Below are 25030 nucleotides of genomic sequence, written 5' to 3'. Positions count from 1 at the left end.
CCCCGGCCCCTGCAGCCCCCCGCGGCCCCGCCCTCAACCTCCGCAACCCCGTCTACGCCACCGAACGCGAACTGCTCAAACTCGCCCTCCAGCGCCCCGAGTTGGTCTCCCCGGCCTTCGACGCGTACGGCGTCGACGAGTTCACCGCCCCGCCCTACGCGGCCGTACGCCAGGCCATCCTGGACGCGGGCGGCGCCGAGTACGGCATCCAGGACCCGCAGGAGTATCTGATCCGCGTCCGCGACGCCGCCCCCGACGACACCGTCCGCGCCATGGTCACCGAACTCGCCGTCGAGGCGATCATGCTGCACCGCGGCGTCAAGGAGGTCGACGACACCTACGCCGGCGCCCAGCTGGTCACCGTCCGCCGCCGCGCCGTCGAACGCCGCATCCGCGACATCACCAGCCGCCTCACCCGCCTTGGCCCCCACGCCGACCCCGCCGAACTGGCCGCCGTCCAGAACGAGCTGTGGGTCCTCCAGCAGTACGACCAGGCCCTGCGCGAGCACGGCGCGGCGGCGTTGTAGCCGGGCCCCGGCCGCACGGGCGTAACCGGGCGGTCACGGACCGGACGCAAAAAGTCATCGCACGACCCTCGTGGGGACGATGTGTCGTACCCCACACTGGGTTGCGGTGCCTGAGTCCTCGGAGCGCGGCCGATCCGTCCCTGACGGGTCCCACACCCCCGCGGTTCCGCTCATCGCGTACGGGACGGACAGCGGCGAGGCCGCCGACTCCGCCCCCGAAGTACCGCTGCCGTCCCCCCTGGCAGCGATCATCCTGGAGGTCGCCCCCGTGCAGACCCAGACCCTCACCCAGACCGACACCAGTACCGCCGGCCCGCAGCAGGACGCGGACGTGCTCCTGACGATGCCTCCGCAGAGCCGCGTCCTGCACCACCCCGAAGCCGAGGCCGAAGCGGACGCCGACACCGAGACCGAGCCCGAACCTCCCGTCGAGGCGCCGCCCGTACGGACGACCGAGAGCGGTGGGCCCTCCTCGGATCTGTTCCGTCAGTATCTGCGGGAGATCGGCCGGATCCCCCTGCTCACCGCCGCCGAAGAGGTCGAACTCGCCCGTCGCGTCGAGGCCGGGCTCTTCGCCGAGGAGAAACTGCGGCTCACCCCCGACCTGGACAGCCAGCTCGCCCTCGACCTGGACCGGCTCGTCGTCATGGGCCGGATGGCCAAACGCCGGCTGATCGAGGCGAACCTGCGGCTCGTCGTCTCCGTGGCGAAGCGGTACGTCGGACGCGGGCTGACCATGCTCGACCTGGTCCAGGAGGGCAACCTCGGGCTCATCCGCGCGGTCGAGAAGTTCGACTACGCCCGCGGCTACAAGTTCTCCACGTATGCCACGTGGTGGATCCGCCAGGCCATGTCGCGTGCGCTCGCCGACCAGGCCCGTACGATCCGGGTGCCCGTGCATGTGGTGGAGCTGATCAACCGGGTCGTCCGTGTGCAGCGGCGCATGCTGCAAGAACGCGGGTACGAGCCCACGCCCGAGGAAGTCGCCGCGCAGCTGGATCTGCCGCCCGAGCGGGTCGGAGAGGTGCTGCGGCTCGCCCAGGAACCGGTGTCGTTGCACGCGCCGGTGGGTGAGGAGGACGACGTCGCTCTCGGTGACCTGATCGAGGACGGGGATGCGGCGAGTCCGGTGGAGTCGGCGGCGTTCCTGTTGCTGCGGGAGCACCTCGAGGCTGTGCTGTCCACGTTGGGTGAGCGGGAGCGGAAGGTCGTGCAGCTGAGGTATGGGCTGGCGGACGGCCGCCCGCGAACGCTGGAGGAGATAGGCCGCATCTTCGGCGTGACGCGGGAACGGATACGCCAGATCGAGTCCAAGACGTTGAACAAGCTCCGGGATCACGCATTTGCGGACCAGCTGAGGGGCTACCTGGACTGACGCCGACTGCGGGCGAGTGGGGGCTGATCGCGCAGTTCCCCGCGCCCCTAGGTAACTGCAGTCACGCGCGCCAGATCGCCGCCGCACCCGCGGCCCCCGTACGTGCGTAGCTGCGGGCAGTCGTGCCGCTGGGGCGGCACGGGTGGGCGATGGGGGTCCCCCCGCTCGAGCGAAGCCGAGAGTGGGGGAGGCACCCCGCCAACGCGGGCGAGTGCACCCACCCCCGGCCGGCCCCAGCGCCGGGCGCGCGACTCAGTCGACCTCAGCCACCGCCGACGCGAACTGCGCCTGATACAAGCGTGCGTAAGCCCCACCCCCGGCCAGCAGCTCCTCGTGCGCCCCCTGTTCCACAATCGCCCCGTTCTCCATCACCAGAATCGTGTCCGCATCCCGGATCGTCGACAGCCGGTGCGCGATCACGAACGACGTCCGCCCATGGGCGAGTTTCGCCATCGCCTTCTGGATGAGCACCTCCGTCCTGGTGTCCACCGAACTCGTCGCCTCGTCCAGCACCAAAATCACCGGGTCGGAGAGAAACGCCCGCGCGATGGTGATGAGCTGCTTCTCACCCGCGCTGACCCCGCTGCCCTCGTCGTCGATCACGGTGTCGTACCCGTCCGGCAGCGTCCGGATGAACCGGTCCGCGTGGGCCGCCCGCGCCGCCTCCTCGATCTCGCCCCGGGTGACCTCCCGCGAGGCCCCGTACGCGATGTTCTCCGCGATCGTGCCGCCGAACAGCCACGTGTCCTGGAGCACCATGCCGATGCCGGCCCGCAGCTCGTCGCGGGACATACGAGCGATGTCGACGCCGTCCAGCGTGATCCGCCCGCCGGAGACCTCGTAGAACCGCATCAGCAGGTTCACCAGCGTCGTCTTGCCGGCGCCGGTCGGGCCGACGATGGCGACCGTGTGCCCGGGGTCCACCTTCAGCGACAGATCCTCGATCAGCGGCTTCTCGGGCTCGTACCGGAACGACACGTGCTCCAGCTCGACCCGCCCGCGCAGCTCCTCCGGCCGGACGCCCGGCACCGGATCCGCCTCCTGCTCGTCGGCGTCAAGGAGCTCGAACACCCGCTCCGCGGAGGCGACTCCGGACTGCACGAGGTTCGCCATCGACGCGACCTGCGTCAGCGGCATCGAGAACTGCCGCGAGTACTGGATGAACGCCTGCACATCACCGATGGACAGCGCACCGGACGCGACCCGCAGGCCGCCGACGACCGCCACCAGCACGTAGTTGATGTTGGACACGAAGAACATCAGCGGCTGCATGATGCCGCTGTTGAACTGCGCCCGGAACCCGGCCTCGTACAGCGCCTCGTTCTCCTCGGCGAACCGCTGCGCCGACTCCTCCTGGCGCCCGAACACCTTCACCAGCGTGTGCCCGGTGTACATCTCCTCGATGTGCGCGTTGAGTTTGCCGGTCGTCCGCCACTGCTGCACGAAGTGCGGCTGCGACCGCTTGCCGACGCGCGTGGCGACCACGAACGACAGCGGCACGGTCACCAGCGCGACCAGTGCGAGGATCCAGGAGACGTAGAACATCATCGCCAGCACACCGATGATGGTCAGCAGCGAGTTGATCAGCTGGCCCATCGACTGCTGGAGGGTCTGCCCGATGTTGTCGATGTCGTTGGTCGCCCGGCTCAGCACCTCACCGCGCTGACGCTTGTCGAAGTACGACAGCGGCAGCCGCGACAGCTTCGTCTGCACGTCCTCGCGCATCCGGTACATGGTGTGGTTCACGGCCCGGTTGACCAGCCGCGTCGCCACCGCCATCAGCAGACCGGCGACGGTGAACACGGCGAGCGCCAGCAGCAGGACGTTCCCGACGGCCGTGAAGTCGATGCCCTCGCCCGGCGTGAAGTCGGTGCCGCGCAGCATGTCGGCGACATCGCCGTCGCCGCGCTCCCGCATCGAGTCGAGCACGTGCTCCTTGGTGGCTCCCTCGGGCATCTCGCGGCCGACGATGCCCGCGAAGACCAGGTCGGTGGCCCGGCCGAGGATCTTGGGCCCGATCACGCTGAGTCCGACGCTCAGCACCACACAGGCCAACAGGCCGTAGATGGTGAGGCGTTCGGGCCGGAACCGGGCGATGAGCCGTTTGCCCGAGCCCTTGAAGTCCATCGTCTGCTGGTCGGGTCCGCCCCCGGCCATCATCCGCGCCGCAGGCCCGGCCATCAGGCAGCCTCCGCTTCCGTCAGCTGGGAGAGCACGATCTCCCGGTAGGTGTCGTTGTCCGCCATCAGTTCGTGGTGCCGTCCGGTGCCGACGACCCGGCCCTCGTCCAGGACCACGATCCGGTCGGCGTCCCGGATGGTCGCCACCCGCTGGGCGACGATGACGACGGTTGCCTCGGCCGTCTCCCGGGCCAGGGCCTCTCTGAGTGCCGCGTCGGTGGCGTAGTCGAGCGCGGAGAAGGAGTCGTCGAAGAGGTAGATCTCCGGGCGCTGCACCAGCGCGCGGGCGATGGCGAGCCGCTGCCGCTGACCTCCCGACACATTCGTGCCGCCCTGCGCGATCGGCGCGTCGAGCCCGCCCTCGAGCCGCTCCACGAAGTCCTTGGCCTGCGCCACCTCCAGCGCGTGCCACAACTCCTCGTCCGTGGCGTCGGGATTGCCGTACCGCAGATTGGTCGCCACCGTCCCGGCGAAGAGGTACGGCTTCTGCGGGACGAGCCCGACCGTCCGCGCGAGCAGCCGCGGCTCGACGTCCCCCACGGGCACGCCGTCGACCAGCACCTCCCCGTCGGTCGCGTCGAACAGCCGGGGGACAAGACCGAGCAGCGTGGACTTGCCGCTGCCGGTCGAGCCGATGACGGCGGTCACCTCACCGGGCCGCGCCACCAGGTCGACGGCCTTGAGCACCGGCTCCTCGGCACCCGGATAGCGGAAGCCCGCGCCCCGCAGCTCCAGATGCCCGTGCCGGCGCAGCTCCGTGACCGGCGCGACCGGCGGTACGACACTGGAGGAGGTGTCCAGGACCTCGCTGATGCGCTCGGCGCACACCTCGGCGCGCGGCACCATCATGAACATGAACGTGGCCATCATCACGGACATCACGATCTGCATCAGATAGGCGAGGAACGCCGTCAGATCGCCGATCTGCATGCCGCCGCTGTCGATGCGGTGCGCGCCGAACCACACCACCGCGATGGACGACAGGTTCACCACCGTCATGACCACGGGGAACATCAGTGCCAGCAGATTGCCGGTGCCCAGCGACACGTCGGTCAGCTCGGCGTTGGCCTTCCGGAAGCGCTGCTCCTCGTAGTCGTCCTTGACGAACGCCCGGATCACCCGGATACCGGTGATCTGCTCGCGCAGCACCCGGTTCACCGTGTCGAGCCGTTCCTGCATGGTGCGGAACAGCGGACGCAGCCGCCGCACGATCAGCGTCACGCAGATGCCCAGCACCGGCACCACCGCGACCAGCACCCCGGACAGCGGCACGTCGAGCCCGAGCGCCATCACGATCCCGCCGACACACATGATCGGCGCCGACACCATCAGGGTGAACGTCATCAGCACCAGCATCTGCACCTGCTGGACGTCGTTCGTCGTCCGTGTGATCAGCGAGGGCGCGCCGAACTGGCCGACCTCCCGCGCGGAGAACGACTGCACCCGGTCGAACACGGCGGCCCGTACGTCCCGCCCCAGCGCGGCGGCGGTCCGGGCGCCGTAGTACACGGCACCGATGTTGCACACCACCTGCGCCAGCGAGATGCCGATCATCAGGGCGCCGTAGGCCAGGATGTAGCCCGTGTCACCCTCGACGACACCGTTGTCGATGATGTCGGCGTTGAGGGTGGGCAGGTAGAGCGTGGCGCAGGTCTGCAGGAACTGCAGCAGCACCAGCAGGGCGATGGGTCTGGTGTAGGGACTGAGATAGGTCCGCAGAAGTCGTATGAGCACGCTGCTTCTCTCGGGGTGGTCGACGCGGGGCGGTTTGGTTGCCCGTGGCCCCTATCGTCGAACACTCCACCCGCGTTACCTCAAGCCAATTACGCCGAGGGCGTGTGCTACGGCCGACCGGACGCGGCCCTACGACCGGAACGCCCCCGGATGCGTCTGCTCCCGTACGGCCACGAACTGCTGGCGCACCGCCTGCCCCACCGCCAGTTCCTCGCCCGGCTCCAGGACCTGCGCGACCGCGCCCTGCCACACCGGCGGGGTGCGCGGATCGAGGGTGCCCTGGGACACTCCGAGCGCCCAGGCGGCCTGCCGGGCGGCGCCGACCGCGGCGTAGTCGGCGGGCTGCGGCACCATCACCTGCGTCCCGAACAGCGAGGGCGCCGCCGCCTGCACGGCGGGCAGCTCGGCGGCCGGACCCAGCAGGAACACCCGCCGCACCTCCACGCCCCGTCCGCGCAGCACGTCCAGCGCGTCGGCGAGCCCGCACAGCATCCCCTCGAACGCGGCCCGCGCGAGGTGCTCCGGCCGCATCGACTCCCGTCTCAGCCCGGCCAGCGTCCCCGCGGTGTGCGGCAGATTCGGCGTGCGCTCACCCTCCAGATAGGGGAGCAGCACCAGCCCGTGCGCGCCCGGCGTCGACTTCATCGCCAGGTCGGACAGCGCCTCCAGATCGGGCAGCCCGAGCAGCTCGGCCGTCCCCCGCAGGGTCCGTACGGCGTTGAGGGTGGTGACGACGGGCAGGTGCATGCCGGTCGCGTCGGCGAGGGCGGTGATCGCCCCGGTCTGGTCGTACAGCGCCTCGGGGTGCACGGCCATCACGGACCCGGACGCGCCCAGCGACACCACCGCGTCACCGAGCCCGATGCCCAGCCCGAACGCCGCCGCCTGCGTCTCGCTGGTCCCGGCGGAGATCAGCAGCCCCTCCGGGGTCGTACCCGCCGCGTCGGCCGGGCCGATCACCTCCGGCAGCATCGCCTGGTGCCCGAGCGCCAGTTCCACCAGGTCGGGCCGGTAGCCGCCGGTGGCCGCCGCCCAGTAGCCGGTGCCGGAGGCGCCGCCCCGGTCGGTGGTCCGCCGCACCGGCCGGCCGAGCAGCTGCCACACCAGCCAGTCGTGCGCCTGGAGCAGGACGGCCGTGCGGGCCGCGTTCTCGGGTTCGGTACGGGCCATCCAGCGCAGCTTCGTCACCGGCTGCGCGGCCTGCGGCACACACCCCACGGCCTGCGCCCACGCCTCGCGCCCGCCGAGCGCGTCGATCAGATCGGCGGCGGCGACCTGGGCGCGCTTGTCCCCGCCGACCATGGCGGGGCGCACGGTGTTGCCCTGCGCGTCCAGCGGCACCAGCGCGTTCGCCTGCGCGGAGACGCCGATGGCCTGCACGCCCTCCAGCAGCCCGCCGCCGGCGGCCTCGCCGAGCGACAGCAGCCAGGCCTGCGGGTCCACGTCGGAGGGGCGGCCGCCGTCGGGGCCCTGCACCGGATGCTGGGCGTACCCCTGCCTGAGCACGGCTCCGGTGTCCGTGTCACAGACGACGATGCGAGTGAAATCGGGCGCACTGTCCAGCCCGGCGACTATCCCCATGCTCAAGATTTTGCCGTACCGCTCCGCTTGGGTTGGGCCGTGGGCGCCGTTGGGGTGCATGTGCCTGTTCGGGTGCGGGTGGTCTGTGGCTGGTCGCGCAGTTCCCCGCGCCCCTAGGTGGGTGCAGTGACCCGGCGCTTCATCGGCACCGTCACGTGTTACTTGTGCCCCAGTCGTCCTCTGTTGCGCCATGGGTGGTGCGTTCGCGCAGGGTGCGGACGCGCTGGGCGACCGAGTCGGGCAGGTGGTCGCCGACCTTGTCGCTGACGGCGTGGTACGCCTTGCCGGCGAACTCGCGGCCCTGGTGGGCGGCGGTCTCCGCGGTGTTGCGGACGGCGGGGTTCTGCGCGAGCTGCTGCGCGGACTTCTTGAGCTGTTCGTAACGCTCGCGCCCGGCGCGCGTGCCGAGCACGTAACCCAGGACGACTCCGGCGACGAACGTGAGCCGGTAACGCATGGTGGCCACCCTTCCCTTGCACAGGTTTGCGTAGGTCTCCGGTGCGGCGACGGCGCCGGGGAGTACCGATTGGCGGAGCACCCCCCTGCTTGCGCTAATGTATGTGTCGCAGCGAGCGCGCGCCCCCTGGCGAATACCCAGGTAGGTACGTTCGATGCAACGAGGCATTCCTCCGTAGCTCAATTGGCAGAGCAGCCGGCTGTTAACCGGCAGGTTACTGGTTCGAGTCCAGTCGGGGGAGCTCGGTCCTCCGTAGCTCAATTGGCAGAGCAGCCGGCTGTTAACCGGCAGGTTACTGGTTCGAGTCCAGTCGGGGGAGCATGCTGAACGAGGACCCCTCAGGGGTCCTTTTTCATGTCCGCGGGAACCGTGCGGGCACGGTCGGCGGTCTCCATGGTCACGAAGGCCGTACGCAGCGCCGACCAGCCGAGGCAGGAGATCGTATGAGCGGCTATGCTGCGGCAGACGGCGCGCACACATGTACGCGACACGCCGCTATGGGGCGGTAGCTCAGCCGGTTAGAGCAGCGGACTCATAATCCGTCGGCCGTGGGTTCGAGTCCCACCCGCCCCACCAATCGCAGGCCGGAGAAGCGTTCCGATCTGCGGAAACGTCACTTCGGGTGCCCCGATTCGGGACTTGGCCAACGGATGCCACTCCCTTCCCGCGACGGCAGCTCCGGGCAGCCTTGCGGTGCGGGCCTCAGCGGCGCGGCCCACGACGGCCACCGTGGAGCCGTCATAGCGTGAACGTGCGCCCGCCGTCGGGCAGATGACACCGCGAGAGGGTGTGGTGGGGATCAGTCCTTCAGATCGATCATTCGTACCGGCTGTCCGGTCGTGCGGGCGATCGTTTCGAAGTCGCGGTTGTGGTGCAGCAGGGTCAGACCGGACTCTTCCGCGGTAGCGGCGACGAGCAGGTCGACGGGGCCCGCGCTGCGGTGCTCGCCCTTGGTGGTGAGCAGTTCCTGGACGACGCGTGCGCGCCGGTAGATGCCGTCGGGCATGGGGCACCAGGTGTAGTGCGCGTTCAGCGCGCGCTGCACGCGTTCGCGGTCTGCCGCCGAGCGTGCGGAATAAAGGACTTCCAGTTCGGTGATGTCGCACAGGGCGACGAGCCCCGCGCCGATCCTGTCGTCCCACTCGGCCGTGGTCCGGCCGAGGAGGACGCGGGCGAGGGCGGAGGTGTCGATCAGGTAGTCGGCGACGGTCACTCATCCACCCCTGCGTCGCGGACACCGTCCGGCTTGCCGGTGGGCCGGTACCTGTTCTTGTCGAGGAGGATGTCCATGTCGAGTGCGCCTCCGGCGATCAGCTCGCGGGCTTCTCCGAGAGCGCGCAGTCGCCGATAGCGGGCGGTGACCTCCCGCAGGGCGGTGTTGATGGTGTCGCGCTTGGTCGTGGTGCCGAGCTCCTTGGCGGCGGCCTCCAGCGCCTCGTCGTCGAGATCGATCACAGTGCGGCTCATGAAGCCCCCTTGTATATATGGCGTTGTATATCAATATACATGATCGGGTGTGCCTGGTGGTGGGCGCTGTCTGCTCCGCCTGGCGGAACTCGAGCAGGCCACGGCCCGGCCGCCCCGCACCGGCCGGGCGCGCGGGGAACGGCGACGGCGCGGGAGGGGGGTGGAGGCGGGCACGGAAGGGAGAAGCGCGGACGGCGCTGACCGCAGGTCCGGGGTCCCGTCCTCCACCCTCGGCCGAAAGGGACGGGGCCCTCTCGTCGGTTAGAGGCTCCGCTGTGTGAGAGTGAGGAACCGCGACTGCCCGGTCGTTCAACCTGCGTCGATACACTCAGGCATCCCAAGCGACTCCCTCGGGAGGGCTCTGGGGGAATGCCAGGGGACACGCAGGGGACGGAAAGACCCGGAGTGGGCGTGAGCGGTAGAGCACGGTGTGGAAGCGGCCCGCTTCCTCGCGGGCGGTCGGGTCGGCGCCGAGGGCGCGTACCGCCTCGACGGCGAAGCGCTGTTCCCGTGCGTCCGTGAAGCGCCGCTGGGGGTAGGTGCGGGAGGTGTCCGCTGTGGTCCGGAGGCCGTGGGCGGTGAGGGTGCGTACGACGGGCTCGTAGGACACCGTGCGCAGGACGAACGCGCACACCCATACGGGGCGGCGGGCGCCGTCCAGCAGCGCGGTGAACGTCCGCTCGGTGATGTAGCTGCCGCCGCCGGTCAGCGTGATCAGCCCGACGTCCCGCAGGGCGCGGCTCAGCCCGGGGCCGGGCGGCGTCTGCTCCAGGTTGTCGGTGAAGGCGGCGTCCAGCAGCCCGGCCGCCTGGGCGTAGCGCACCGCGGGTGCGGCGACGTCCAGGCCGTAGACCGGCAGGGCGTCCGGCCGGCGGCGTTCGGCGTAGAAGTGCTTGTCCCAGGCCGCCAGTTCCGCCGACGTCATGGTCCGGGCCGGCTCGGACGTGTAGCGCTGGTACAGCTCCGCCAGGGTGACGTCGTGATTGAGCAGGGCGGCGTTGATGCCGTAGGAACAGCACAGGTCCAGCACCACCGGCGGGCCCGGGCCGCCGTCGTCGTACGCCGCTCGTTCCGCCGCCGTCCGCCGGAAGACCGGCTGGGCGTGGTGCGGGATCTCGTACTCCAGCGGGGCCAGCCGCGTGAAGTACGCGCGCGGGTCCGGCCGGGCGTAGATGTCGTCGAACCGCGACTTGCCGTCCGCCATGCCGTCTCCCGTTCCACGGGACTTTCCCCTGCTCTCAGTGTGTCTCGTCCGGGTCGGCGCGTCGTCCGGGCAGGTGTCCGGCGTCCGAAGGGCTCGTCCTGTCCCGTCCTGTCCTGCCCTACGGGCCCGTGTGCTGCGGTTGCGCCGGGGGTCGCTGGTAGATGTCCGGGATGCCGTCGTGGTCGTCGTCGCGGTTCTCCTCCTCGTACAGGCGGCGGTAGACGCCGTTGCGGCGCTTGAGCAGGAGGGCGGCCAGCAGGGCCGCGGTCAGGGAGCCGAGGAGGACGGCGGCCTTGACGGGCTCGGCCGCGGACGGGTCCGGGAAGGCCAGTTCGCCGATCAGCAGGGCGACGGTGAAGCCGATGCCGGCCAGCGCCGAGAGGGCGAAGACGTCGGCCCAGGCCAGGTCCGGGTTGAGGCGGGCGCGGGTGAAGCGGGCGGCCAGGTAGGTGCCGGCGAAGATGCCGACGGTCTTGCCCAGGACGAGACCGAGGGCCACGCCGAGCGGTTCCGGCCGGGTGAACACCTCGCCCAGGGAGGCCGTCGAGACGGCGACGCCGGCCGCGAAGAGGGCGAAGAGAGGCACGGCGACACCCGCCGAGAAGGGGTGCAGCAGATGGGAGGTGCGCTCGCCGGGGGAGCGGTCCTCGCCCTCGTCGCGCGTGGTGCGCAGGATGAGGCCCATCGCCACACCGGCGACGGTGGCGTGGACGCCGGCGTTGTACATCAGCGCCCAGATCGCGATGCCGAGCGGGGCGTACCACCACCAGCCGCGGACGCGGCGGCGCTGGAGCACGTAGAAGAGGACGAGGCCCGCGAAGGCTCCGCCGAGCGCCGCGAAGTTCAGGTCGCTGGTGAAGAAGACGGCGATGACCAGGATGCCGCCGAGGTCGTCGACGACCGCGAGGGTGAGCAGGAAGGCGCGCAGCGCGGCGGGCAGATGAGTGCTGAGGACCGCGAGGACGGCCAGGGCGAAGGCGATGTCGGTGGCCATCGGCACGGCCCAGCCGTGGAGGGACCCGCCGCCCGCCGACGCCGTGAGCGCGTACAGGGCGGCGGGGACGATCATGCCCGAGAAGGCCGCGATGACCGGCAGGGCGGCCGTGGCGGGGGTGCGGAGCTCGCCGACGACCAGTTCGCGCTTGAGCTCGATACCGGCGATCAGGAAGAACAGGGTGAGCAGGCCGTCGGCGGTCCAGTGCCCTACGGAGAGGTCCAGGCCGAGCGCCGGTATGCCGAAGTGGAACTCCCGTATGCGCTCGTACGTGCCCGCCCAGGGGCTGTTCGCCCACACCAGCGCGGCCACCGCGGCCGCGAGCAGCACCAGCCCGCCGACCGTCTCCGTCCGCAGCGCCTGGGCGACCGCTGTGCGTTCGGGCAGCGGCAGCAGACCGAGGAAGGGGGAACGCTCGCGCGGTGCGGCAGCCATGAAGGAGTCCTCCGGGGGTCGTTGTGCGGGCATACGAGCCCCTGACGCCGACCAGACTTCCCGGCACACCGCGCGTCGCTCACAAGCCCTGCAGAGGGCCGGGCCATGACGCGTTCTTAACACCCTAACCGCCGTCCCCGTATGCCGCCAGACACCCTCTCACCTGCTGAAACGCCGTCAAAAGGCATGACGAGCGGGCCCGTCCACACCAAGGCGCGAGGTGTGCACGAGCCCGCTCAGAAGCCGGGCCGCGGGGGCGGTCAGACGGTGGTCTTCACCGGCTCCTGGTCTTCGTCCTCGTCTGCCTGACCGGCCTTGCGGGCGCGGACGAACTCCAGGAAGGAGTTCAGCTCGCGCTTGACGACCGGGGCGAGGAGGTAGAGGCCGATGATGTTGATGACGGCGAGCATGAAGAGCACGGCGTCGGCCAGGTCGATCAGCGTCTGCAGTGTCAGCAGGGAGCCGGCGACGGCGAAAACGGTGTAGACGACCTTGTACGTCAGCTCGCTGGTCCGGCTGCGGCCGAAGAGGTACGTCCACGCCTTGAGGCCGTAGTAACCCCATGTCAGCACCGTGGAGATGGCGAACAGCAGCACCGCGACGGTGAGGACGTACGGGAACCAGGGCAGGACCGTCTCGAAGGCGTCCGAGGTGATGGTGACGCCGCCGATCTCCTTGCCCTCGCGGGCATCGGCCCAGCTGGCCGGGTTGGCGACGACGATGGTCAGCGCGGTCATCGTGCAGATGACGACCGTGTCGATGAACGGCTCCAGCAGCGCGACCAGGCCCTCGCTGGCGGGGTGCTTGGTCTTGACCGCGGAGTGGGCGATCGGGGCGGAGCCCAGACCGGCCTCGTTGGAGAACGCGGCCCGCTTGAAACCGATGATCAGCGCGCCGAGGACACCGCCCGCGACGCCCTCGGGGGCGAAGGCGCCCTCGACGATCGAGACCAGGGCGTCCGGGACGGCGGTGACGTTGACCAGGATGACGGTGAGGCAGGCGACGATGTAGATGCCGGCCATGGCCGGGACCAGCTTGCTGGTGACGTTGGCGATGGAGCGGATGCCGCCGAGCAGCACGATGCCGACGAGCGCGGCGATGAGGATGCCGAAGAACAGGGCGCCGGCGGAGGAGGCCAGCGCGCCGTCCTCGCCGCCGGTGACGGAGACGAGCTGCGCGTAGGACTGGTTGACCTGGAAGAGGTTGCCGCCGAAGAGACCGAAGAAGAGGATCATGAAGGAGGCGAGCACGGCGAGGACCTTGCCGAGGGTCTTGCCGCTCTTGCCGAAGCGCTCGGTCAGGCCCTTGGGCAGGTAGTGCATCGGGCCGCCGGAGACGGTGCCGTCGGCGTGCACCTCGCGGTACTTCACACCGAGGGTGACCTCGACGAACTTAGTGGCCATGGCGAGCAGGCCGCACAGGATCATCCAGAAGGTGGCGCCGGGGCCGCCGATGGAGACGGCGACGGCCACACCGGCGATGTTGCCGAGGCCTACGGTGCCGGAGACGGCGGCGGTCAGGGCCTGGAAGTGGTTGACCTCGCCGGCCGACCCCTTCTCGTCGTACTTGCCGCGCACCACGTCGACGGCGAGCCGGAACTTGCGCAGCTGGACCAGCCCGAACCAGCCGGTGAAGACGAGACCCGCGACCACGAGCCACGCGACGATGAGCGGAAGGTCCGTTCCCCCGACGGGGACGGCGTAGAAGACGACTTCGCCGAGCCATTCGGCGATGGGCTCGAAGAATCCGCTGACGGCTTCGTCGACGGAGTTGGTCATGGAGTCGAGTGACACAGTGGCTACCTCGTGGCGCAAGACCGGTGCGGGGGGTGGCACCGGCGGGATGTGCGGTCTTGGAGCGAACGCCGTTGTCCGATCGGCGACCCGTGGTGGCTCGCCCGCGGATTCGGAACGTGATCACCCTGGTCGTGCAGTCGACGCGTGTGCCGACCCTCCGCGGGACGGCCAGGGGTGGGGCCACCTGCGGAGTTGCGTTGTTCTACCACGGCCTTTACGAGATCTTTAGTGAGGCATCTCACATAACCGTCAGTAATCTTCGAAAGTGCCTGCGCCCGAGACCGGACCGTTATGCGGAGACCCATGTCCGTTCATCGGACATCTATTTCGGCCGGCTCGGAGCACCCCGGCTTCGGTCGGCTCGGAGGACCCCGGCTCGCGGCGCTCCGGCTCAGCCCAGCTCGGCGAAGGCCTCGACCGCGTGCGTCTTGCCCGTCACGATGATCACGTCGCCCTTCTCGACCACCGTGTCGGCGGTGGCGTAGGTGAAGTCCTCGCCGGGCCGTTTGATGCCGACGACGGTCACGCCGTATCTGCTGCGGACCTGGCTCTGGCCGAGCGGCACCCCGGTGGCGATGTCGGGGGCGACCGTCTTGACGAGGGCGTAGTCGTCGTCGAACTCGATGAAGTCGAGCATGCGGCCGGTGACCAGGTGGGCGACGCGTTCGCCCATTTCGTGCTCGGGCAGGACGACGTGGTGGACGCCGAGGCGTTCGAGGATCTGGCCGTGCTGGCGGCTGATGGCCTTGGCCCAGATGTTGGGCACCTCCGCCTCCAGCAGGTTCGCGCTGACCAGGATGCTCGCCTCGATGTCCGTGCCGATCGCCACCACCGCGCTGGTGAACTCGTGCACGCCGAGCTGGCGCAGCGCCTCCGGGTCGGTGCAGTCGGCGACGGCGGCGTGGGTGAGGTCGTCGCTGTACCTCTGGACCAGGCGGGCGTCGGTGTCGATACCTAGGACGTCCCAGCCCCGGCGCATCAGCTCCCCGGCGAGCGAGGAGCCGAAGCGGCCGAGACCGATGACGGCGACCCGCTGGTCGCCCGTGTGCGTGTCGGTCTCCGCGAGGCGCTTTCGGCGCCGGCGGCGAAGGGCGTGCAGCTTAGCCAATGACGGGTCGCTCCTCGGGCAGGTCGTAGCGGCGGGTGCGCTCGCGCAGGGCGAGGGCCGAGACGAGGGTGATCGGGCCGAGCCGGCCGACGAACATCAGGCCGACCAGCAGCAGTTGGCCGGCCTCGGGCACGTCGGCGGTGATGCCGGTGGACAGGCCGACCGTCGCGAAGGCGGACACCGTCTCGAACAGCACCGCCTCCAGCGGCTCCTCGGTGAGCGTGAGCAGGGCGAGGGTGGAGGCGATGACCAGTCCGACACCGAGCAGGGCGACGGTCAGCGCCTGGCGCAGCACGTGCGGGGCGAGACGCCGGCCCAGCACGGCGGAGCTGGTCTCGCCGCGCACCTCGGCGATGATCGCGGCCAGCAGCACCGCGAAGGTGGTCACCTTGATGCCGCCCGCGGTGCCGGCGCTGCCGCCGCCGATGAACATCAGCACGCACGTCACCAGCAGGGTCGACGCCTCCATCGCACCGATGTCGAGGGCGTTGAAGCCGGCGGTCCGCGCCATCGCCGAGTGGAAGAACCCGCCCAGCACCTTGTCCGCGGTGGTGTGCGGCCCGAGCGTGCCGGCGTTGGTCCACTCCAGCAGGCAGGTCAGCAGGGTTCCGGCGGCGAGCAGGACGGCGGTGGTGATCAGCGTCAGCCGGGTGTGCAGGCTCCAGTTGCGGCGCCCGGTCCTGCGGCGCCGTTCGCGGTGGCGCAGCAGCTCGAGCAGCACCGGGAAGCCCAGGCCGCCCAGGATGACGGCCGCCGCGATCGGAAGGGTGACCCAGGCGTCACCGGCGTAGCGGGTGATGCTGTCGGCGTGCAGGCCGAACCCGGCGTTGTTGAAGGCCGAGACGGCGTGGAAGAAGCCCAGGTACACGGCGCTGCCGATGCTCTCCCCGTAGCCGTACCGGAAGCGCAGCGCCAGGATGGCGCCGACCGTGAACTCCACGATCAGCGTGGTGCCGGCGACCCCGAGCAGCACCCGGCGTACGTCGCCGATGCCCAAGCTCTTGGTCTCCGCCTGCGCGGTCAGCTGCAGCCGCAGCCGCATGCGTCCGGAGATCAGCAGGGCCAGCAGCGACGCCATGGTCATGATCCCGAAGCCGCCGATCTGGATCAGCGCGAGGATGACGCCCTGGCCGAAGCCGCTCCAGTACGTGCCGGTGTCCACGACGGCCAGTCCGGTGACGCACACGGCGGAGGTGGAGGTGAACAGCGCGGTCACGAAGCCGGACGCGGTGCCCCGCTCGGTGGCGAACGGCAGCCATAGCAGCGCCGTGCCCGCCAGGACCGTCACGGCGAACGCCAGGACGACGGCACGGGCCGGGTGAGCGGCGAGCACGGACCACCCCGGCCGTGCCCACGCCTTCCATCCCGCCACCTGCCGTACCTTCCTGTCCGCCCTGTCCGTTCTTCCCGCGCTCGGAACCGTCCGCGACCCGTAAGCGACCGTCCGCAGCCGTCCCGACCCGTCCGCAACCGTCCGGAACCTCCACCGATGGATCCGCCGGCCCGGCCGCCCTGGCCTTCGGCTCACCCACGGTAAGGGACGATCGCGACCGGCCAGGAGCCGACACCGGCTCACCGGGCGGCTCCCGCGACGGGTGCCGCCGTCTGCATGCGGGGGACGAGGCGCGGAGCGGTCCGTGGACGACGCCGGACGACACCACGGCCGGGGAGCCGCCGGGACACGGAACGACGCTGGGAGGTGGACGCACGCGATGCGCCTGCCTCATCGTCCCCCGCCCGCGGCGGAGCCGCGCGTGATGGCGCATCTGCGGACCGTGGTGTGGGGTCCGGCGGAGTTCGTCGGCCTGCCACCGTTGCGGCTGGTCGGGAAAGGGCTCCTGGCCGCCTGCGCCGGAACGGCCGCCATCGTCGGTACGGCACTTCTCGGCGCCTGGTACGGGAAGCCGGCGCTGGCGAGCGCCGAGGCCGCGCTGGGGTGCGCCGCCGTCCTCGTGCTCTACCTCTGTCTGATACGGGCAGGGCGCGCGCTGATCGGCACGGTCGCCGTGCTCGCCGCCGGCCTGGCGCTGCAGGCCCCGCAGTCGGCCGCGGGGGTGGTCCTCGCGGAGCGGGGGCGCGTGGAGTCCGCGGTGGTGACCTCCGTCGAGACGGGGCGGGCGGCCGCCGGCCCCGGCCGCTATCTCTGCACGGTGACCGGCCCGGACGGTGTCCCGCTCGAGGCGCGTATCTGGCGCGGCTGTGGTCCTGCCGTCCAGCCGGGGGACGCGCTCGCCGTCGTCCACGACCCGAAGGGCGGGGTGGCGCCGCGCGGAGTGGACGGCACGGTGTCCCGCACGCGACCTCTGCGCGATCTGGGTGGGTGGGCCGCCGCCCTCGTCACCGCGTCCGCCGTCGCCGTCGTACGCGCCCACCGCCTGTCGGACGCGGGCACCACTGCCCGGCATCCTGTCCGGTAGGCGGCTCGTGACCGGTCGTCCGCGTTCTCAGGCCCCTTGGCCCGGCGCACCGCGTCCCGGCGGCGCATCCGGCTCCCGTGCGGCCCGGCGGCCGGTCCGCCGGTGGAGGATCACCCAGGCGAGGAGCAGGCCGCAGAAGAGTGCGGTGATGACCGCGGGGCCCATCGCGTCCAGCGCGTCGGCGATCGTGCGCTGGACGGCCCCTGCGGCGTCGATGACCGGGTCCTGGGTGGCGGGGTCCCGCTGGACACGGAGCTCGTACCAGCCGTAGTACGCGACGTACGCGCCCACGAGCAGCAGCAGTCCGCCGCCGAGCCGGGGCGCGACGGCGCCGATCCGGCGGAGCCGGGTGACGGCCGTGCTGCGGGTCAGGGCGACGGTCAGGGACGCGGCGCCGACGATCAGTCCCATCCCGCCCGCGTACGCGGCGAACAGGGCGACGCCCTCGGCGGTGGAGCCGGAGCGGAAGGCGGACACGACGATGGCGAGGAACGGGGCGATGGTGCACCCGAGGGAAGCCGTGGCGTACGCCATGCCGAACAGCGCCATCGACGGCAGCGAGCGGGTGAGAGCGGGGGCCCGGCGCATCTTCGGAGCCAGGGCGGGCAGCGGGCGACCGGTGACCAGCCAGGCGCCGGCGGTGGTCATGAGCAGCCCGAAGACGATGGTGAACCAGGGCAGGTGCTGCTGGATCTGCCCGGCGGCCGGCTGGACGGCCAGACCGAAGACGCCGAAGAGCGCGGCGAAACCGGCGGTCATCGCGGCGGTCGCGGTCAGGGCGCGGCCGACGGCGACCGCGCGGCCCGGGGAGTCGTCGCCGAGGACGAGCAGCGACAGATACGCGGGAAGCAGGGCGAAACCGCACGGGTTGACGGCGGCCAGCATGCCCGCGGTGAGTGCGAGGGCGAGAGGGAGGTCGGCCACGGTCGCTCAGCCGACGAGTCCGGCGACCTTCTCGGACAGGCCCTCGCCGCCGGGCAGGACGCCCTCATGGACCGTCCTGCCGTCCTTGTCGAGGATGACGTAGCGGCTCTGCTCGGTGACGCGGAACTGCTGCCAGACCTCGCCCTTCTCGTCCGAGAGGTGAGGGAAGCCGTCGGTCCCGGTCTCGGAGACGAAGTCCTTCATCGCGGCGTTCTTGTCCAGTCCGGCCACGCCCACCACGTGCGCCTTGCCCGCGTAGTCGGCGGCGACCTTCGCGGTCTCGGCGGCCTGCGCCTTGCACTTGGGGCACCAGGGTGCCCAGAACCACAGGACGGTGGGTTTGCCGGCCAGGGTCCTGGCGTCGAAGGGCTTTCCGTCGACCGTGGTGGCGGTGAACCGCAGTGCCTCGGGCACCTCGGCTCCGGCGGCTCCGGACTCTCCGCCGCCGGAGGGGGCGGGCGACCGCGCGGGCTCCGAGGCTGGTGACGACGTCTGCGAAGAGGCGGTACCGGCGCCGGAGGCGTCGCCGTCGCCGGTGCCGCACCCGGCGACGGTGAGTACGGCTGCGGCCAGGGCGGCCGGGAGGAGGGTGCGGGCGCGCATGGGGGACTCCGGTGGCTCGGGAACAGCTGTGACTGTAGATCCACCGGGCCGGCGCGTGGGAGGTGGCCTGCTTACGGTTCGGTGACGTCCGCTCACGCACGGGCCCGGTGCACATGTCGTCGCAGGGCGCGAGCCGGAGGGGCGGACTCCTTCGGCCAGACCGTCCAGATGAACGCCGGTTTCGCCACGGGCGCCACCCTCGTGCTCCAGCCGCGCTTCGACGCCCGTACGGCCCTGACGCTGATGCAGCGTCACGCGGTCACCTTCTTCGCGGGCGTCCCCACCATGTACTGGGCGCTGCTCGGGGAGGACGCGCCCGACATCGACGTCACGCGGATCGCCGGCAACCTGCGGATGGCCGTCTCCGGCGGCTCGGCGCTCCCGGTGGAGATCCACCGCCGGTTCGCCGAACGGTTCGGCGTGACCGTCCTGGAGGGGTACGGGCTGTCGGAGACCAGCCCGGTCGCCACGTTCTCGCCGCGCGGCGAGAAGGCGCGCCCCGGATCCGTCGGGCTCCCGGTGTGGGGCGTGGAGGTGGACCTGGTCGGCGAGGACTGGACCCCGGTGCGCGGCGCCGACACGATCGGCGACGTCGTCGTCCGCGGCCACAACGTGATGGCTCTACATCGTCGACCGCGCCAAGGACCTGATCATCCGCGGCGGCTTCAACGTGTACCCGCGCGAGATCGAGGAGGTGCTCCTCACCCACCCCGCCGTCAGCATGGCCGCCGTCATCGGCGTACCGCACGAGCGGCACGGCGAGGAGATCAAGGCCTGCGTGGTCCTCGCCCACGAGGCGCGGCTCACCGAGCAGGAGCTGATCGCCTGGTGCAAGGAGCGGATGGCGAGCTACAAGTACCCCCGCCTGGTGCAGTTCACCCCTTCCCTGCCCACCAACGCCACCGGCAAGATACTCAAGCGCGAGCTGCGGGACGCCCGAGTCCCGCGGAGCGGCGGGGTGGAGGGGGCCCGATGAGGACACTGCCCGAGACCGTCGACTACGTCGTGGTCGGCGCCGGCTCGGCGGGCGCCGCGCTCGCGGCCCGGCTGACCGAGAAGAGCACGGCCACGGTCGCCCTGCTGGAGGCGGGCGGGCCGGACAAGAAGGCCGCCGTCCACATCCCGGCCGCCTTCTCCCAGCTGTTCAGGACCGAACTCGACTGGGCCTACTCGACCGTCCCGCAGGACGGACTCTCCGGACGCCCCGTCTTCTGGCCGAGGGGCCGGATGCTCGGCGGCTGCTCCTCGATGAACGCGATGATGTGGGTGCGCGGGTTCGCCGCCGACTACGACGAGTGGGGCGAGCTGTGCGGGCCCGACTGGTCCTGGGAGGGCCTCCTGCCCTACTTCCGCCGGGTGGAGCGGATCACCGGCGCCACCGACCCGGACCACGGCCGCACCGGCCCCCTGCACATCGGGCCGCAGCGCAGCCCCAGCACGCACACCGCCGCCTTCCTCGACGTCGTGCGGGAACTCGGTTACGCCGTCGAGCCCGCCAACGCGGCCCGGCCGGACGGGTTCTCGCAGACCCTGGTGAGCCAGCGGCGCGGCGCGCGCTTCAGCACCGCCGACGGCTATCTCAAGCCCGCCCGCAGGCGATCCCACCTGCACGTCGTCACCGGCGCGCATGCCACGCGCGTGCTCTTCGAGGGGCGCCGGGCGGTGGGCGTCGAATACGTCACGGGGGGTGCCGTCCGCACGGTGCGGGCCCGCCGTGAGGTCGTCCTCAGCGGCGGCGCGGTCAACACCCCGCAGCTCCTCATGCTGTCCGGCATCGGCGACGCCGCGCACCTGCGCGAGCGGGGGATCGACGTGCTCGTGGACGCCCCCGAGGTCGGCACCCGTCTCACCGACCACCTGCTCTCGGGGTTCGCCGTGGACGCCGCGGACGGCACCCTCTTCGCCGCCGAGCGGCCCGTGGAGCTGCTGAACTACCTGATCCGCCGTCGGGGGATGCTCACCTCGAACGTCGGTGAGGCCTACGGGTTCGTCCGCAGCCGGCCCGAACTCGAACTCCCCGACCTCGAGATCATCTTCGCCCCGGTGCCCTTCCTCGGCGAAGGACTCGTCAAGCCCACGAGCCACGGCGTCACCATCGGCGCCGTCCTGCTCCGGCCGCACAGCACCGGATCGATCAGCCTCGCCTCACCGGACCCGCTCGACAAGCCGGTCATCGACCCGCGCTACCTCAGCGACCCCGACGACGCCGACCGGGCCGCGCTGCTGGCGGGGCTCGACGTCTGCGAGCAGATCATCGAGAAGCTCACGTCCCGCGGCCTGTCCACCGGGCGCTTCCTCATGCCGCCGGGCGCCGAGGACCTGCCCCGCGACCGGCGGGGCGCCCTCGCCCTGAGCGATCACGCCCATACCCTCTACCACCCCGTCGGGACGGCACGCATGGGCCGCGACGAGGCGTCCGTGGTGGACCCGCAGCTGCGCGTCCGGGGCGTGGAGGGCCTGCGCGTCGCCGATGCCTCGGTCATGCCGACGATCATCCGCGGCCACACCAACGCACCGGCCATCGTGATCGGGGAGAGGGCGGCGGACCTGCTGGCCGCGGGCTGAGCTTGGGTGTCGGGCTCATCCCGGGTGAGGCGGGGCGTGCCCCGGGCCGGCGCCGACACGGCCGCCCGCATGCCGCCGCCGCCCATCTGCCGTCGTCGGTCACGTGCCGTCGTCGGCCGCGTGCCTGCTGTTCAGGGAGCCGGACCGGTGGGGTCACGGGTGGGTGCTGTGGCGGTGGGTCAGAGCTCGGGACAAGGCCTGGCGGATGTGGTCCGGTGGGCGGGGGCCCGTCGGGGTCGCGCCCGCGGTGAGTGCTGCCGCGACCTCGCGGAGCTTCGTGTTGGACCGTTGGGACGCCTCGCGCAGGACGTGCCAGGCCTCGTCGGACGTGCAGCCGTGGGTGGCCATGAGGATGCCGCGGGCCTGGTCGATGACCGGGCGGGAGGCGATGGCGTGGCGCAACTGCTCTATCTCCTCCCGCAGGACGTGCAGTTGCTCCGCCCGTTCCTGTGCCACCGCCGAGGTGGGCCGGGAAGTCTCCGCGGACGTGGGGGAGTTCAGCGGGTCGTCGGTGTTCAGGCCGGCCAGTTCTAGGACCCGGCGCGGCTGGCCGTTCCAGCGGGTGGCCGTCACCGGCAGGGCCCGGCGCCGGCCGAAGTCCCGCAGGACGTCCAGGAATTGCAGCGCGGCCGTGTCCATGAAGTGCACGCCGCTCATGTCGACGTCCACCCGGGACGTGGTGGCGGGCAGGTGCGCCAGCTTCTCGGCCAGGGCCTCCGCGCACCCGTGGACCAGCTCGCCGCGTGGCGCCAGCAGGGCCCGGTCCGCATCCATGCGCCCGCCGATGACCAAGGTGTTCTGCCTTCCCGGGAGAGGGGGTGGTGCCGCGGAGCTCATGTCACCGCCTTGAGGGACTCTCGCTCTGGTGCGTCGTCGCCGGATCCGGGGCGGTAGGCTGCGACCGTCCCCGCCGCGCTGGGGTGCGCCTGCCCACCTCGCGGCGTACTACACGTGGGGGCGGGGAATGGCCGGGATCCGACGGGGTACACGCGTGATCGTCCGGACGTGAGGAGACGGCGTTGAGCACTGACGGCACGGGCACACCGCCGCCGTGCGAGACCGGGCCACCGGCGCGCCTCACGGTCCGTCCGCTGGACGGCCGCCGTGGAGTCCGCGCGGCCGGCGAGGTCGGTCTGGCCACGCACACGATATGGAACCGCGTACTGGAGCAGGCGGTGCGCGAGGGTGAGGGCGTGTACTACCTGGAGCTGTCCGAGGTGACGTTCGTCGACGTGGCGGGAGCCGGAGCGCTCGCGGCCGCGGCCGAGCGGCTGCCGGACGGCCGACGGTTCGTGGTGCACCGGCCGCCGCCCGCGCTGCGACGGGTCCTGGAGATGTTCTGGCCCGACCTTTCGACGATCGAGGTGTCGATGTCATGAGTACGGCGGCCGAACACCTCGAAACCGGTCAGGACCCCTCCGAGCCCTTCGTCCACCCCGCCCTGTTCTACCGGGACGAGCAGGAGTACCTCGCCGGGACCGTCTCCTTCGTCCGCGAGGGCCTCGCCGCCGGCGACCCGGTGGCCGTCGCTGTCCCCGGCGACAACCTGCGGCTGCTCAAGGACGCCCTCGGCGACGACGCGCGGTCCGTGCAGCTGCTGGACATGCGGGAGGCCGGGCGCAACCCCGGCCGGATCATCCCCGGCGTGCTGCGCAAGTTCGCCGACGCCCAGCCGGACGGGCGGCGCGTACGGATCATCGGCGAGCCGATCTGGGCCGGGCGCTCCGCGACGGAGTACCCCGCCTGCGTGCAGCACGAGGCGCTGATCAACGCCGCGTTCCAGGGCCGTACCGTCACGATCCTGTGCCCCTACGACGAGCGGCGGCTGCCGGAGCACGTCCTCGCCGACGCCTACGCCACCCACCCGACCGTCATCCCCGCCGGCTCCCGCCCGCAGCGTGACAGCGACAGGTACGCGCCCGAGGAGATCGTCGCCCGCTACAACGAGCCGCTGCCGCCGCCGGCCCCGGACGCGCTGGTGTTCCCGTTCGAGGCGGAGACGCTCCCGCAGGCCCGGCACACCGCCGCGGACGAGGGGCGCCGGCTCGGGCTGACCGGGATCCGGCTGGAGGACCTGGCGCTCGCCACGGCCGAGCTGACCACGAACAGCGTGGTGCACGGCGGCGGTACGGGGGTGCTGCGGGTGTGGGCGGACGGCGGGCACGTGGTGTGCGACGTACGCGACCGGGGGCGGCTCACGGATCCCCTCGCCGGGCGCCGGCCCCCACCGCGCGAGCAGCGCGGCGGACGCGGTCTGCTGCTGGTCAATCTGATCGCCGACCTGGTGCGCGTGCACACCGGCGACGAGGGCACGACGATCCGCTGCTGGTTCGCGCGCTGAGGCGCTCGCGCTGAGAGCGCAGGGGGCGTGGGGCCTGGGGGCGTGGGGAGCGCCGAGGCATCCGAGGACGCCGGGGGCGCGCGAGCTCGGAGGGACTGGGGGTGCGAGAGCGCGGAGGGACTGGGGGTGCGAGAGCGCAGGAGGCGCCGGGAGCGAGGAGAGTACCCGAGGGCGCCCGGCCCGTTCAGGTCGCCAGCGGGTCGAGCACCAGGGGGGTGATCTTGCCTTCGAGCATCGCGCCCAGGCCCTGTACGGCGCACACGTCCGGGCGTTCGGCGATGTGCACGGGCATGCCCGTCGCCTGACGCAGCATCTGGTCCAGGCCCGGCAGCAGGGCGCTGCCGCCGACCATCATGATCCCCCGGTCGACGAGGTCGGCGACGAGGTCCGGCGGGCAGGTGCGCAGCACCTTGCCGATGCCGTCCAGGACGGCGGTGAGCGGCGTCTGGATGGCCTGCCGCACCGCGGCGGTGTCCACCTTGACCGAGCGGGCGAGGCCCGTGGCGACGTCCCGCCCGTGGATCTCCGTCGACTCCGGCCCCTGCGGGGTGAGGCCGTTGCCGGACAGGGCGAGCTGCAGGGGCCGTACGGACTGGCTGGGCAGCATCAGTTCGTGCTGGTGGCGCAGGTGCTGCACGATCGCGTTGTCCACGGCGTCACCGCCGACCGGGATCCGCTCGGCCGTCACGATCGAGCCGAGGGACAGCACCGCCACCTGGGTGGCCGCCGCCCCGCACACCATGATCATGGTGGCCTCGGGGCGCTCCACCGGAAGACCGCAGCCGACGGCGGCGGCGATCAGCGTGTCCACCAGCTCCACCCGGCGGGCCCCGAGGCCGACCAGCGTCTCGATCGCGGCGCGCTGGGCGAGCGGGTCGGCGTCGTGCGGGGTGCAGGCGGCGGCGCGCAGCCGGGGCTTGCGGCGCAGAGTGCGGCGGATCCGGTCGCCGAGCAGATGCCGCAGCATGCGCTGCGCCATCTCGATGTCGACGACCGTGCCGCCGGAGACGGGCCGGACGACGCGGATGTAGTCCGGGGTCCGCCCGGTCATCTTCTCCGCGAACTCGCCGACCGCGATCAGCGCGCCGGTGCGGGTGTTGACGGCGGCGGCGGAGGGCTGGTCGACGACGAGCCCGGCGCCCTTGACGTACACCCGGGTGCGGGCCGCGCCCAGGTCGACGGCGAAGTGGCAGCGGCGCAACTGCTCCAGACTGGCGGTCACGGCAGATCCTCCCGAGTGCGCGGACCAACGGGCCACCGGACGGCGGACCTCCCCGCCATCGTGCGCGGCGGGCGGGGCGGGCGCGCTTCGTGGGGGGCCG

Annotated in this window: 21 protein-coding genes, 3 tRNA genes and 2 pseudogenes; 11 read left to right on the top strand and 15 right to left on the bottom strand. The window is 71.6% G+C overall.

From position 1 onward, the window contains the following. Both N4P33_RS15325 and N4P33_RS15320 read left to right on the top strand, forming a co-directional pair. Nucleotides 1–527, top strand: a pseudogene (locus N4P33_RS15325) (DNA primase); the annotation flags it as partial. 106 nt (nt 528–633) lie between these two features. Continuing rightward, nucleotides 634–1902 (top strand): RNA polymerase sigma factor, encoded by a 1269-nt coding sequence (locus tag N4P33_RS15320; protein ID WP_260827160.1) that lies wholly within the window; start codon nt 634–636, stop codon nt 1900–1902. Nucleotides 1903–2154: 252 nt separating this feature from the next. On the opposite strand, the gene N4P33_RS15315 is transcribed toward N4P33_RS15320, so the two are convergent. The 4 genes from N4P33_RS15315 to N4P33_RS15300 all read right to left on the bottom strand — a co-directional run bounded on the left by N4P33_RS15315 (nt 2155) and on the right by N4P33_RS15300 (nt 7854). Next, complete coding sequence (locus N4P33_RS15315) at nt 2155–4083, bottom strand: ABC transporter ATP-binding protein (protein WP_260827159.1); 1929 nt, start codon at nt 4081–4083, stop codon at nt 2155–2157. Beyond that, nucleotides 4083–5816, bottom strand: a complete 1734-nt coding sequence (locus N4P33_RS15310; RefSeq protein WP_260827158.1) for an ABC transporter ATP-binding protein — start codon at nt 5814–5816, stop codon at nt 4083–4085. Before N4P33_RS15310 ends, N4P33_RS15315 begins: the two co-directional genes overlap by 1 nt. Before the next feature lie 129 nt (nt 5817–5945). Beyond that, complete coding sequence (locus N4P33_RS15305; protein WP_260827157.1) at nt 5946–7397, bottom strand: FGGY-family carbohydrate kinase; 1452 nt, start codon at nt 7395–7397, stop codon at nt 5946–5948. A 151-nt stretch (nt 7398–7548) separates the two neighbouring features. Further along, nucleotides 7549–7854, bottom strand: a complete 306-nt coding sequence (locus N4P33_RS15300; RefSeq protein ID WP_260827156.1) for a YtxH domain-containing protein — start codon at nt 7852–7854, stop codon at nt 7549–7551. Between the two features lie 168 nt (nt 7855–8022). Between N4P33_RS15300 and N4P33_RS15295 the strand changes: the two genes are divergently transcribed. The 3 genes from N4P33_RS15295 to N4P33_RS15285 all read left to right on the top strand — a co-directional run bounded on the left by N4P33_RS15295 (nt 8023) and on the right by N4P33_RS15285 (nt 8430). Continuing rightward, a tRNA-Asn gene (locus N4P33_RS15295) sits at nt 8023–8095 on the top strand. 5 nt (nt 8096–8100) lie between these two features. Continuing rightward, a tRNA-Asn gene (locus N4P33_RS15290) sits at nt 8101–8173 on the top strand. Between the two features lie 180 nt (nt 8174–8353). Then, nucleotides 8354–8430 (top strand) — tRNA-Ile (locus tag N4P33_RS15285). 223 nt (nt 8431–8653) lie between these two features. Here N4P33_RS15285 and N4P33_RS15280 read toward each other — a convergent pair. The 7 genes from N4P33_RS15280 to N4P33_RS15250 all read right to left on the bottom strand — a co-directional run bounded on the left by N4P33_RS15280 (nt 8654) and on the right by N4P33_RS15250 (nt 16230). Next, a complete protein-coding gene (locus N4P33_RS15280) occupies nt 8654–9067 on the bottom strand; it encodes a PIN domain nuclease (RefSeq protein ID WP_260827155.1) in 414 nt (137 codons plus the stop codon). After that, nucleotides 9064–9321 (bottom strand): type II toxin-antitoxin system VapB family antitoxin, encoded by a 258-nt coding sequence (locus N4P33_RS15275; RefSeq protein ID WP_260827154.1) that lies wholly within the window; start codon nt 9319–9321, stop codon nt 9064–9066. Before N4P33_RS15275 ends, N4P33_RS15280 begins: the two co-directional genes overlap by 4 nt. A 328-nt stretch (nt 9322–9649) precedes the next feature. After that, nucleotides 9650–10525 (bottom strand): hypothetical protein, encoded by an 876-nt coding sequence (locus tag N4P33_RS15270; protein ID WP_260827153.1) that lies wholly within the window; start codon nt 10523–10525, stop codon nt 9650–9652. Between the two features lie 118 nt (nt 10526–10643). Beyond that, the gene (gene nhaA, locus N4P33_RS15265) at nt 10644–11954 is read right to left on the bottom strand and encodes a Na+/H+ antiporter NhaA (RefSeq protein ID WP_260827152.1); all 1311 of its coding nucleotides are present in this window, start codon (nt 11952–11954) and stop codon (nt 10644–10646) included. Nucleotides 11955–12214: 260 nt separating this feature from the next. Beyond that, nucleotides 12215–13747, bottom strand: a complete 1533-nt coding sequence (locus N4P33_RS15260) for a sodium:alanine symporter family protein (RefSeq protein WP_260827151.1) — start codon at nt 13745–13747, stop codon at nt 12215–12217. A 394-nt stretch (nt 13748–14141) separates the two neighbouring features. Further along, the gene (locus N4P33_RS15255) at nt 14142–14858 is read right to left on the bottom strand and encodes a TrkA family potassium uptake protein (RefSeq protein ID WP_260827150.1); all 717 of its coding nucleotides are present in this window, start codon (nt 14856–14858) and stop codon (nt 14142–14144) included. Further along, entirely contained in the window at nt 14851–16230 is a 1380-nt protein-coding gene (locus N4P33_RS15250) for a TrkH family potassium uptake protein (RefSeq protein WP_260827149.1), read from the bottom strand. Before N4P33_RS15250 ends, N4P33_RS15255 begins: the two co-directional genes overlap by 8 nt. Nucleotides 16231–16615: 385 nt before the next feature. Between N4P33_RS15250 and N4P33_RS15245 the strand changes: the two genes are divergently transcribed. Then, nucleotides 16616–17275: a hypothetical protein gene (locus N4P33_RS15245; protein WP_260827148.1), complete on the top strand. Its 660-nt coding sequence runs from the start codon at nt 16616–16618 to the stop codon at nt 17273–17275. Between the two features lie 27 nt (nt 17276–17302). Here the strand turns inward: N4P33_RS15245 and N4P33_RS15240 are convergent, their stop codons facing one another. Both N4P33_RS15240 and N4P33_RS15235 read right to left on the bottom strand, forming a co-directional pair. Then, nucleotides 17303–18199, bottom strand: coding sequence for a cytochrome c biogenesis CcdA family protein (locus N4P33_RS15240; protein WP_260827147.1), 897 nt, complete (start codon nt 18197–18199; stop codon nt 17303–17305). Nucleotides 18200–18205: 6 nt separating this feature from the next. Next, a complete protein-coding gene (locus N4P33_RS15235; RefSeq protein ID WP_260827146.1) occupies nt 18206–18802 on the bottom strand; it encodes a redoxin domain-containing protein in 597 nt (198 codons plus the stop codon). A gap of 168 nt (nt 18803–18970) precedes the next feature. Here N4P33_RS15235 and N4P33_RS15230 point away from each other — a divergent pair. The 3 genes and pseudogenes from N4P33_RS15230 to N4P33_RS15220 form a co-directional block, all read left to right on the top strand. Then, nucleotides 18971–19360 (top strand): annotated as a pseudogene (locus tag N4P33_RS15230) (AMP-binding protein); the annotation flags it as partial. Nucleotides 19361–19472: 112 nt separating this feature from the next. Next, nucleotides 19473–19778, top strand: coding sequence for an AMP-binding enzyme (locus tag N4P33_RS15225; RefSeq protein WP_260827162.1), 306 nt, complete (start codon nt 19473–19475; stop codon nt 19776–19778). Next, complete coding sequence (locus N4P33_RS15220; protein ID WP_260827161.1) at nt 19775–21367, top strand: GMC family oxidoreductase; 1593 nt, start codon at nt 19775–19777, stop codon at nt 21365–21367. The genes N4P33_RS15225 and N4P33_RS15220 overlap by 4 nt, the downstream gene beginning before the upstream one ends. Before the next feature lie 153 nt (nt 21368–21520). Here the strand turns inward: N4P33_RS15220 and N4P33_RS15215 are convergent, their stop codons facing one another. Further along, a complete protein-coding gene (locus tag N4P33_RS15215) occupies nt 21521–22204 on the bottom strand; it encodes an ANTAR domain-containing response regulator (RefSeq protein WP_260827145.1) in 684 nt (227 codons plus the stop codon). A gap of 182 nt (nt 22205–22386) precedes the next feature. On the opposite strand from N4P33_RS15215, the gene N4P33_RS15210 reads away from it, so the two are divergent. Both N4P33_RS15210 and N4P33_RS15205 read left to right on the top strand, forming a co-directional pair. Beyond that, nucleotides 22387–22746: an STAS domain-containing protein gene (locus tag N4P33_RS15210; RefSeq protein ID WP_260827144.1), complete on the top strand. Its 360-nt coding sequence runs from the start codon at nt 22387–22389 to the stop codon at nt 22744–22746. After that, complete coding sequence (locus N4P33_RS15205) at nt 22743–23708, top strand: sensor histidine kinase (RefSeq protein WP_260827143.1); 966 nt, start codon at nt 22743–22745, stop codon at nt 23706–23708. Before N4P33_RS15210 ends, N4P33_RS15205 begins: the two co-directional genes overlap by 4 nt. A gap of 184 nt (nt 23709–23892) precedes the next feature. Here N4P33_RS15205 and N4P33_RS15200 read toward each other — a convergent pair whose 3' ends face one another. Beyond that, nucleotides 23893–24930, bottom strand: coding sequence for a rod shape-determining protein (locus N4P33_RS15200; protein ID WP_260827142.1), 1038 nt, complete (start codon nt 24928–24930; stop codon nt 23893–23895). Between the last annotated feature and the right edge of the window lie 100 nt (nt 24931–25030).

Origin of the sequence: Streptomyces sp. 15-116A, from assembly GCF_025290915.1 — a bacterium.
Classification (GTDB): Bacteria; Actinomycetota; Actinomycetes; order Streptomycetales; family Streptomycetaceae; genus Streptomyces.
The sequence above is the reverse complement of the archived record's forward strand: the minus strand, read 5'-3'. Positions and strand labels throughout refer to the sequence as shown.